The sequence below is a fragment of the Streptomyces sp. UNOC14_S4 genome (genome assembly GCF_020740835.1).
In the GTDB taxonomy this organism is placed as follows: domain Bacteria; phylum Actinomycetota; class Actinomycetes; order Streptomycetales; family Streptomycetaceae; genus Streptomyces.
On record NZ_JAINFC010000290.1, the window covers coordinates 1 to 9,815 of the forward strand.

The 9,815-nt window shown below is 68.0% G+C and carries 8 protein-coding genes; 5 read left to right on the forward strand and 3 right to left on the reverse strand.

Translation table 11 applies throughout. The annotated features are described in order from the left end of the window. Nucleotides 1-18: 18 nt before the first annotated feature. Nucleotides 19-882 carry an alpha/beta fold hydrolase gene (locus tag K6I34_RS23530; RefSeq protein ID WP_229328327.1) on the forward strand — a complete coding sequence of 288 codons (864 nt, stop codon included), beginning with the start codon at nucleotides 19-21 and terminating at the stop codon, nucleotides 880-882. 402 nt (nucleotides 883-1,284) lie between these two features. On the opposite strand, the gene K6I34_RS23535 is transcribed toward K6I34_RS23530, so the two are convergent. After that, the gene (locus K6I34_RS23535) at nucleotides 1,285-2,604 is read right to left on the reverse strand and encodes an MFS transporter (RefSeq protein ID WP_229328328.1); all 1,320 of its coding nucleotides are present in this window, start codon (nucleotides 2,602-2,604) and stop codon (nucleotides 1,285-1,287) included. Nucleotides 2,605-3,068: 464 nt separating this feature from the next. Here K6I34_RS23535 and K6I34_RS23540 point away from each other — a divergent pair, with 464 nt between their 5' ends. The 4 genes from K6I34_RS23540 to nadA are packed head-to-tail and all read left to right on the forward strand — an operon-like array spanning nucleotide 3,069 to nucleotide 6,749. Continuing rightward, nucleotides 3,069-3,830, forward strand: a complete 762-nt coding sequence (locus tag K6I34_RS23540) for a cyclopropane-fatty-acyl-phospholipid synthase family protein (protein ID WP_229328329.1) — start codon at nucleotides 3,069-3,071, stop codon at nucleotides 3,828-3,830. After that, nucleotides 3,827-4,828: a hypothetical protein gene (locus K6I34_RS23545; RefSeq protein WP_229328330.1), complete on the forward strand. Its 1,002-nt coding sequence runs from the start codon at nucleotides 3,827-3,829 to the stop codon at nucleotides 4,826-4,828. Before K6I34_RS23540 ends, K6I34_RS23545 begins: the two co-directional genes overlap by 4 nt. Nucleotides 4,829-4,838: 10 nt before the next feature. Next, nucleotides 4,839-5,720 (forward strand): carboxylating nicotinate-nucleotide diphosphorylase, encoded by an 882-nt coding sequence (gene nadC / locus K6I34_RS23550; RefSeq protein WP_229328331.1) that lies wholly within the window; start codon nucleotides 4,839-4,841, stop codon nucleotides 5,718-5,720. Nucleotides 5,721-5,756: 36 nt separating this feature from the next. Further along, nucleotides 5,757-6,749, forward strand: coding sequence for a quinolinate synthase NadA (gene nadA / locus K6I34_RS23555; RefSeq protein WP_229328332.1), 993 nt, complete (start codon nucleotides 5,757-5,759; stop codon nucleotides 6,747-6,749). A 29-nt stretch (nucleotides 6,750-6,778) separates the two neighbouring features. On the opposite strand, the gene K6I34_RS23560 is transcribed toward nadA, so the two are convergent. Together K6I34_RS23560 and K6I34_RS23565 are read right to left on the reverse strand one after the other, a co-directional pair. Beyond that, a complete protein-coding gene (locus tag K6I34_RS23560; RefSeq protein ID WP_229328333.1) occupies nucleotides 6,779-7,765 on the reverse strand; it encodes a DMT family transporter in 987 nt (328 codons plus the stop codon). A 73-nt stretch (nucleotides 7,766-7,838) separates the two neighbouring features. Next, nucleotides 7,839-9,815 (reverse strand): heavy metal translocating P-type ATPase (locus tag K6I34_RS23565; RefSeq protein WP_275127135.1); only part of this gene is annotated, 1,977 nt, incomplete at its 5' end.

The window sequence follows — 9,815 nt, forward strand, 5'->3', positions numbered from 1 at the left end:
CGTTTCTATTGTCAACGCATGGCATCTGACTGTGCGTTGAAACAGAGCACGTACGTGCTCGTCCACGGCACGCACAGCGCCGGGGCGTTCTGGCTGCCCGTCGCGCAGGAGCTGACGCTCCGCGGGCATCGTGTCGTCGCCGTGGATCTGCCGCTGCACGGCTCGCAGGCCTTCGTGCCGGAGTCGTATCAGCGGCAGGATCTCGCGGCGATGGCCGTCGAGCCCTCGCCGGTCGCGGCGCTGAGCCTGGACGACTACGAGAAGCACGTCACGCGCGTCGTGCGCCGGGCGGCCGCGCACGGGCCGGTCGTCCTGGTCGGCCACAGCCTGGGCGGGGCCACGGTCAGCCGGGTGGGCGACGCCGTACCGGAGTTGCTCCGCCACATCTGCTACATGGCCGCCTTCTGCCCCAGCCCCGCGCTGCCGTCGCCCGACGCCTGCACGGCTGCCCCGGAGAACGCGGACGCGCTGATCCCGCTCGGCCAGATCATCGGGGACCCCGAGCGGCTCGGCGTGATGCGTCTCAATCCGCGTACGGGCGACCCGAAAGACCTCAGGGCGCTGAAGGAGATGATGTGCGCGGGGTATCCGGACAACGCGTTCCGGCAGCGTCTGGGAAGCATGCAGACGGACGAGTCGACGCGGGCCTACGCGGGGCGGGCCGTGGGCCGGACGGAGCGGTGGGGGCGTCTGCCGCGTACGTACCTCCGCTTCGGGAAGGACCGGACGATCGCCACGAAGCTCCAGGACCGGATGATCGCGGAGGCGGACGCCCGCACGCCCCGCAACCTCTTCCGGGTCCACGACTTCCCGGCCGCGCCCCACGTCGGCCCGCTCGACCCCGCACCCGTGGCGGACGCGCTGGCGGCGCTCGCCCCGTAGACAGCGGTTTGTCAGACCCCTTCGTGGAGTCGCACGCGTGAAGCACGGCGACGTGTTTCCCGCAGCGGACGCCCCTGACCCCGGCCTGCCGCCTGTGCTGACCGTCCGGCAGGCCGCGTGCCTGCGCGCGCTCGCCTCGCCCCGCCTCCGACAGGACCACCGCTACTCTCTGCACAACCTGGCGCATACGTGCCGCACCGTGCCCGAGGACCGTCGGCCCGCTCTGGCGTCGCAGGCAAGAACGCGCAACCGAGGTGATCCGGGAGGGCGCCGTGGACCTGCAGTTCATCGGGATCGACCCGAACACCGGGGTGAGGGTTCGCCGACGGTATGGGTGGAAGAGAAACGGCCGACCTGGTTCTCCAGGGCATCAAGGCCGAGGAGTTCGAACAGTTCAGGGGGTCATCTCCGGTTGTATGGGCGGTTGAGTGGGAGGCGGGAGGTTTCCGGGAATCGGGTGACCACCGGCAGGCTGAGGGTGCCCATGGCCAGCAGGTAGAAAGCCGGGGCGATAGGGCTGTGCAGCTGAGCGACGAGGAAAGCTCCGGCGAAGGGCGCCGTGCCGCCGAAGATCGCGTAGGCGGCGTTGTAGCCGATAGCGGAACCGGTATAGCGAATCTGGGTGGGAAACAGCTCCGCCTGGGCAATGGCCACGACCGAGGCGACGGCCACCAGCGGGCCGATCAGCAGCAGCTGCCCGAGCACCGCCGTGGCCCAACTGCCCTGCCCGATCAGCAGATATGCGGGAACCGCCAGGGTGGTCAGCCCCGTCGCGCCGGCGAGCAGCACCGGTCGGCGGCCATGCACGTCGCCGAGTCGCCCGAGCAGGGGGGCCAGCACGCTGTAGACGCACAGGGCGATGCAGTTGGCGGTGAGAGCCACCGTCTGGCCGAGACCCACGGTCGAGGTGAGGTATGTCGGAACGTAGCTGGACACCGTGTAGAAACCGACGCCGTTCAGGGAGGCGATGCCGAAGACGAGGAAGACCTCGCGGCGGTAGTGCCGCAGCACTTGGCCGATGGAGGACTGCTCGACCGCACCGGTCTGCTCCAGCTGCCGGTAGACCGGCGAATCCTCCAGGCGCAGCCGGATGTAGAGACCCACCAGGGCCAGCGGGCCGGCGATGAGGAAGGGAATCCGCCAGGTCCACGCCGCGTAGGCCTGGTGCGAGGCAGTGGACAGGGAGAGGACCACCAGGGCGGCCGCGGTGAAGGGAAGGGTCGTGGTGGCGGCCGACATGCCTGCCCACATGCCGCGGCGATGCTGCGGCGCGTGTTCGGAGAGGAACGTCGAGGCACCCGAGTACTCACCACCGGAGGAGAAGCCCTGCAAGAGCCGCAGCAGCACCAGCAGGATGGGGGCCGAGGCTCCGATCGAGGCGTATGTCGGGAGTAAACCGATCAGCACCGTCGATACGCCCATCAGCAGCACGACGGCCGCGAGCGCGTTGCGGCGCCCGGCCCGGTCGCCCAGGCGGCCGAAATAGATTCCGCCCAGCGGCCGGAACAGGAAGGTGGTGCCCAGGATGGCCAAGGTGGCCAGCAGGGCGGTGGTCTGGTCGGAGCTCGGGAAGAACAGCTTGGCGATCACCGGGGCTGAATAGCCGTAGACGGCGAAGTCGTACCACTCGACGAAGTTGCCGATCGCCGAGGCGGCCAGCGCCTTGCGGCTCTGGTCCGGGGAACGAGGCGGGGCGGGAGCCTTCCGGAGTGGGCTGTTCATCGCTGTCCCTACTGTGGGCGTCCACGCTCATCGCAATGATCGTATGGATTTTGGTGGCTTGCCTGCCGTACAAGGTAACGACCTTGGGGTAATCGAGTTCGGGGCGTGCCGACTTGGGGTTTCGGGTGGCGGTGATCGGCAGGCCGGTGTTCCGCTGCTTGCGCCCGGCCCCGGCAGGCTGCCCCATGGCCCGAGTTGCTCGAACAGCTAATCGAAATGTGTGCGGGGCAGGGCTGGTGGGTACAGGCCGTGTACGGGCCCAGGTCGGCTTCGTGACTCACTGAATTCGCACGGCCCTTCTTGCGCCATGGGCTGACCCGGCGCCGGGCTGACCGGCACTGCATTGCCTCCGAGGCCATGACTCGCGTTACTCCTGATCGGCAGAGGAGCGCCAGATCGCAATGCGCAATCCAGGGTCTTTTGTGTCTGAGCACATGCCTGTCTATTCGCATCGCATCGCGAGGGTGGAGAGCTCGCTGGAACATGGCCCGGAGGAAAGCGAATTCCATATGCACTATGACGGTGAGGCTCCGTTGCGGAAGGCCGAGGAGTTCTTCGGGCGGCGAAGCGGAGGGGAAGCCCAATATCTGCTGGATATCGGCTGCGGGTTCGGGGGAACTGTTCAGCATTTCGCGAAGAATGCCGATTTCGCGAGAATCGTGGGCGTGGATGTGCAGCAGGAGCTGATCCATTTGGCGGACCGGTTGCTGGCCGGATGCGACATGGCCAACCGGAAAAAATGTGCGCTCGCCTGTGCGGACTTCACCAAGATGTCTCCCCGGGAGATCCTGGGCCTGACAGAGCGACCGGCCAGTGCCGTGATCTCCTTGAATGTCTTTGTCCATCTGGATCGGACGCAGATGACCGAGGCGTTCCGTCTCGTCGATCAGGTGCTGGCCGCGGACGGGAAAATGTACATCGAGGATTTCTGTCTCCGGGGAGTCCTTTCTGCTGAGGAGCGTCAAGCGCTCACCGACAGGGTGGGGTGTCCCTATCTGCCGACCCAGAGTGAATACCGGCAGATAGTCCGGGATGTCAACAGCGACTGGAAGGTCGATCTCGAGGACATCTCCGCCAGCTATTCAGGATTCGCAAGGAAACGTCTGCAGGGGTCGCTCGACATCGTGGACCTTGATCCCGTCGAGCGGGAGTTCTACCAGCTGATGGACAGCCTGCTCTCCACCGGGGTGATGGGCGGGGTGAAGATCACGATGGAGCGCGGATGATGGATGAGGAAGCCTGTCGGGCCGTCCGGGAACGCACCTTGCGGCACCGGCGTGAATCGCCACTGTTCGAGCATCTGCACCGCATCGCAGGCGGAGTGGACCAGCTGCCCATCGCCAGGGTGGCCGCCGATGAGGAGTTCCTGTCCGGGAGCGATGACCTGACCAGGTATCACGAGATCTTCCAGCGGAATATGGGAACGTTCTACGAACACTTCGCGGCGAGCATTCCCTTCATCCTCGAAGAGCAGTGCCGCATCGGAGTCGGTATGCATCGGCTGGCTCAGCAGCTGACTCAAGGTGAAGAAGCTTACCTGGCCTTCCGGGAAACCAGTGTGGGGGATGGCACCAACGGGCGGACGATGGCCGAGTTCTCCGAAGGTCTGATCAGGACGCTGTCGTGCTCATCGAGCATTCACAACAAAACCAGCTTCGATCGTCTGTGCTCCCATGACTGTTCCAGGTTCCACCAGGGATCGTTCGTCGAGGTGACCCCGGAGTACATCGCCTCCCGCCCGGATCTGCACTGCTTCCGCGACGGCTTCGATGTCATCTACGAGAATGTCACGTTCCAGTTCTATGGACCGGAGCGGGCGGATCTGATCGGTTACGTATCCCGGCAGCTCAAGCCGGAAGGCGTGATGATCTTCATGGAGAAGCTCAGGCAGCCGGATCCTCAGGAGTACCTGGCTCGCGAGAGGATCAAGGACGAACTCTTCAAGTCCCGCTACTTCCGGGCCGGTGAGATCAGCGCGAAACGCGTCAATATGCTGGTGGACATGGAGCGCGGGCAAGTGGACTTCGCGTTGCTCGTGGATGCCATCGAGCAGCACTTCGAGCATGCGTATCTCATATGGAACAGCACCAACTTCTATGAGTTTGCCGCATCGAACAGCGCGGCCGGCATGGCTCGATTCCTTTCGGTGCTCGATCCCGTCCATGTGCCCGCCGAGTTCCGGTTCGAGCGAGATCTCCCCAGGGCTGTCCAGTCCGCCGCGTAAAGGAGCTGAATTGATTCAGGCGCCGGATGTCAACGACATGCGAAAAGTGGTCATCGCCGCACTGGACGAGGATCTGCGGTACGGCCCGGATGTCACCACGACCGCTTGTGTCCCGCAGGACGCGGTGGCCGAGGCCGATGTCGTGCACCGGCAAGCCGGTGTCCTGGCGGGGATCCCGGCGGCGCTGATCGTGCTGGACGAGGTGCTGGGGGAGGGCGCCTACGATGTCCTGTCCTGCCGCTCGGATGGTGAGTACCTGAACGCCGGCGAGGTGGCGATGCGGCTGCGCGCTCCCGCGCGCGGACTGCTGGTCGCCGAGCGGGTGGCGCTCAATCTGCTGCGCCACCTCTCCGGCATCGCGACCGTGACCCGCAGTTGGGTGGAGGCGGTCGAAGGTACCGGCGCAATTATCCGCGACACCCGAAAGACCCTGCCGGGCCTGCGGAAACTCCAGAAATACGCAGTGCTCTGCGGGGGCGGGCAGAACCACCGCTTCGGGCTGGGGGACGCCGCGCAGATCAAGGACAACCATGTCATCGCGGCCGGCTCCATCACCGCCGCGATGGCCGCGGTCCGGGCCGCCGCACCGGGGGTGCACTGTGTGGTGGAGGTGGATTCCCTCGAGGAAATGAATCAAGCGCTGGAGGCGGGGGCGATTCATCTGATCCTGGACAACTTCACACCTGAGCAATGCGAGGTGGCGGTCCGCCACCGTAACGCTGCGGGATACCAGCAGGTCAAGTTCGAGGTCTCCGGCGAGCTTCGATTCGAGCAGGCCAGGGCTTTCGCGGAGGCGGGAGTGGACTACCTGGCCGCCGGCACGCTCACGCACTCGTCTCCGGCGCTGGACTTGTCGCTGGACCTCAAGGTGTCCTCATCGTTCCAGGCATGACTGACGTACTCGGCGGCCCTGCCGAGGAGGAATGACATGGCGAGCACCGAACGCGATCACAGGCCGCCGGGACCGGACTGGGCCGAGCGGATCCGTCGGCTGGCCCGCGAGCGGGATGCCGTTGTACTGGCGCACAACTACCAACTGCCCGAGATCCAGGATGTGGCCCACCACACCGGAGACTCCCTGGCGCTGTCCCGCATCGCGGCCCGCGCCCGGGAGTCGACCATCGTGTTCTGCGGGGTCCACTTCATGGCCGAGACCGCGAAGATCCTCGCCCCCGACAAGACGGTGCTCATCCCGGACGCCGCGGCCGGTTGCTCGCTGGCTGAATCAATTACCGCCGGGCAGTTGCGGGAGTGGAAGTCAGAGCACCCTGGCGCAGTGGTGGTTTCCTACGTGAACACCACCGCCGAAGTGAAGGCGGAGACTGATCTCTGCTGCACCAGCTCCAACGCGGTGGAGGTGGTGCAGTCCGTCCCGGCCGACCGCGAGGTGCTGTTCCTGCCGGACCAGTTTCTCGGCGCACATGTGCGGCGGGTGACGGGCCGGGGCAACGTGCATGTCTGGGCCGGAGAATGTCACGTGCACGCCGGGATCAGCGGCTTCGAACTCAGTGCCAAAGCGGCCGACAACCCGGAGGCCGAGCTCTTCATCCACCCGGAATGCGGCTGCGCCACCTCGGCTCTGTACCTGGCCGGCGCCGGCGTTGTGCAGCCTGAGCGGGTGAAGATCCTCTCCACCGGTGGCATGCTCGAGACCGCGAAGGCCACCACCGCCGGCTCGGTGCTGGTGGCCACCGAGATCGGCTTGCTGCACCAGTTGCGCCGGGCCGCGCCCCAGGTGGACTTCCAAGCGGTGAACGAGCGGGCCTCCTGCCGGTACATGAAGATGATCACCCCGGAGAAACTGCTGCGGTCGTTGCGGGAGAGCCGGGACGAGGTGACGGTTGATCCGGTCACCGCGGAGCGGGCCCGCGCGGCGGTCGAGCGGATGATCGCGATCGGCCACCCCGGAGAGGGAGAGTGAACCCACCTCCACTGATCACCAGGGAGGGGTCAGTGATGCGACTCCGCGGGCGGCCTTGGCCGTCCGGGTTGGGTGAGAGCCGCCCCTGCCAGCACGATCAGTGTTCCTACGGGGGCGTTCCAGGTCAGCCGCTCGCCGAGGAGCGTGGCGCCGGCGACGATCGCCACGACCGGGATGAAGTAGGTGTTCACGGCGGCGACGGTCGGCCCGACCTCGGCGACGAGCCCATACTGGATCAGTGTGGCGAGGCCGGTGCCCAGTGCACCGAGAACGGTGATCGCCAGCACCGGCACCACTGAGAAGGAGGTGGGCAGGGGGCTGAGCATCGGGGCGACGACGGCGAGTTGGGCGGTGCCGAGGAGTAACTGACCAGCGGTCAGGGACAGGCGGGAGCTGCCGGTGTCGGCCAGTGTGCGCCGGACGTGGATCCAGCCGGCCGCGTAACTGGCGGCACCGGCCAGTGCCATCGCGATGCCCGCAGCGTTCTGCCCGGAGAAGCCCTGCCAGACTCTGAGCACGGTCAGCACCCCGATGAATCCGATGGCGAGCCCGCCGAAACGGCGCCGGGTCGGCCGGTCGTCGGACAGGGTCACGAGGGACAGCGCCATGCCCCACAGAGGGATGGTGGCACTGCAGATGCTGGCCAGGGTGGAGGAGATGGCCAGTTCGGAGTAGGCGAAAAGGGTGAAGGGGAAGGCGTTGAGCAAGAAGCCGGCGACGGCCAGGTGCCCCCAGGTGCGGACCGCGCGTGGCAGCCGCTCCCGCTTGACCGCCAGCGCCCCCGCGAGCACCACCGTGCCGAAGAGCATACGGCCCAAGGAGACGTAGGGCGGGGCGTATCCGTTGGTGCCGAGCTTGATGAACAGAAAGCACAGCCCCCAGATGAGGGCGATCGCGCCGGACCGGATCCGCCAGTCCACCGTGGACCACCCGCGTTCACGGGTGCCGGGAGCGGCGCGGCATCCGCCACCGGCAGCGGATGCCGCGGGCGGCTGGGGTGAGGCGGTCCCGTCCATGAAAACACCATGAGCGGGGCATATCCTCCAGAACAAGTAAATGCGGAATATTCATACCGTATATCGCTGCATATCAGCCGGACATGACCCCGCCTCGCACGGTGTCCGCGCAGCGGCGCCAGGCGGTGTCGGCCAGCAGGCGCAGGCCGTTGAGGCCGACGATGACGGTGGAGCCCTCGTGGCCGGCGACGCCGAGGGGCAGGGGCAGGGCGCCGACGAGGTCCCAGACGACCAGGCCGGTGATGAACACCGAGGCGATGACCAGGTTCTGCACCACGAGGCGGCGGGCCCGGCGGGAGAGGGCGACGACCGTGGGGACGGTGGAGAGCTCGTCGCGGACGACGACGGCGTCGGCGGTCTCCAGGGCCAGGTCGGAGCCGGCGCGGCCCATGGCGATGCCGGTGTGGGCGGCGGCCAGGGCGGGGGCGTCGTTGACGCCGTCGCCGACCACGAGCACCTTGCGCCCGGCCTGCTCCAGTTCGCCGACCGCCGCGACCTTGTCCTGCGGCAGGAGCCCCGCGCGGACGTCGGTGATCCCGACCTCCTCGGCGAGACGGCTCGCGGCACGCGGGTTGTCGCCGGTGACCAGCACGGGCGCGTGGCCCGTCAGTGTGGCGAGGGCGGTGACGGTCGCGGCGGCCTCGTCGCGCAGGCGGTCGGCGATGCCGAGTACGCCCACCGGGGTGCCGTCGACCTCGACGAGGACCGCGGTACGGCCTTCCTGCTCCAGCTGTGCGGCCAGGTCGGTGGCCAGGTCGGCGGCGAGGTGGTCGTCGAGGTGGGCGGCGCGTCCGTTCAGCAGCCGGGCGGGGCTGCCGACGGCGACGGTATTGCCGTCGACCGTCGCCGTGACGCCGGTACCGGGGGCGGAGGCGAAGTCCTCCACCACGGGGGTGGCCAGTCCTCGGGCGCGGGCGGCGTCGACGATCGCGCGGGCCAGCGGGTGCTCGCTGGGGTGCTCGGCCGCAGCGGCCAGCGTCAGCAGGGCGTCCTCGTCCAGGCCCGAGGCGGGCAGGGGACGGATGTCGGTGACGCGGGGGGTGCCTTCGGTGAGGGTGCCGGTCTTGTCCAGCGCGACCTGGTCCACCTGCCCCAACCGCTCCATCACCACCGCCGACTTGACCAGTACGCCATGGCGTCCGGCGTTGGCGATGGCGGACAGCAGCGGCGGCATGGTGGCCAGCACGACCGCGCACGGCGAGGCGACGATCATGAAGGTCATCGCCCGCAGCAGCGTCGGCTGGAGCGCGGCGCCGAACGCCAGCGGCAGCGCGAACAGCGCCAGCGTGGCGGCCACCATGCCGATGGAGTAGCGCTGTTCGACCTTCTCGATGAACAGCTGGGTGGGGGCCTTGGTCTCGGAGGCCTCCTCGACCATGGCCACGATCCGGGCGATCACCGAGTCCGACGGGTCGCGTTCGACCTTCACCCGCAGGGCGCCGGTGCCGTTGAGCGTGCCCGCGAAGACCTCGTCCCCGGCCTCCTTCGCGACCGGCAGAGGCTCGCCGGTGATGGTGGCCTGGTCCACCTCGCTCGCCCCGTCCAGCACGCGCCCGTCGGCGCCGACGCGCTCGCCGGGCCGGATCAGGATCGTGTCGCCGACCTTCAGATCGGCACTGGGTACGGCCTCCTCGCCACCGTCGTCGGCGACGCGGGTCGCCGTGGCCGGGGCGAGGTCGAGCAGGCCGCGTACGGAGTCGGCGGTACGGGCGGTGGCGACGGCCTCCAGGGCACCGGAGGTGGCGAAGATGACGATCAGCAGCGCGCCGTCCAGTACCTGTCCGATCGCGGCGGCGCCGATCGCGGCGACCACCATCAGCAGGTCCACGTCGAGCGTCTTCTCGCGCAGCGCCTGGAGCCCGGCCCAGCCGGGTTCCCACCCGCCCGTGACGTACACCAGCGCGTACAGCGGACCCCATGCCCACGCCGGGGCACCGAGCAGATGCAGCGGCAGAGCGACGAGGAACAGCGCCAGGGCGGCGGCCGCCCAGCGTGCCTCGGGCAGGGCGAGGATCCGGGTACGGCGCCGGGGCGTCGTCGTGTCCCGGAC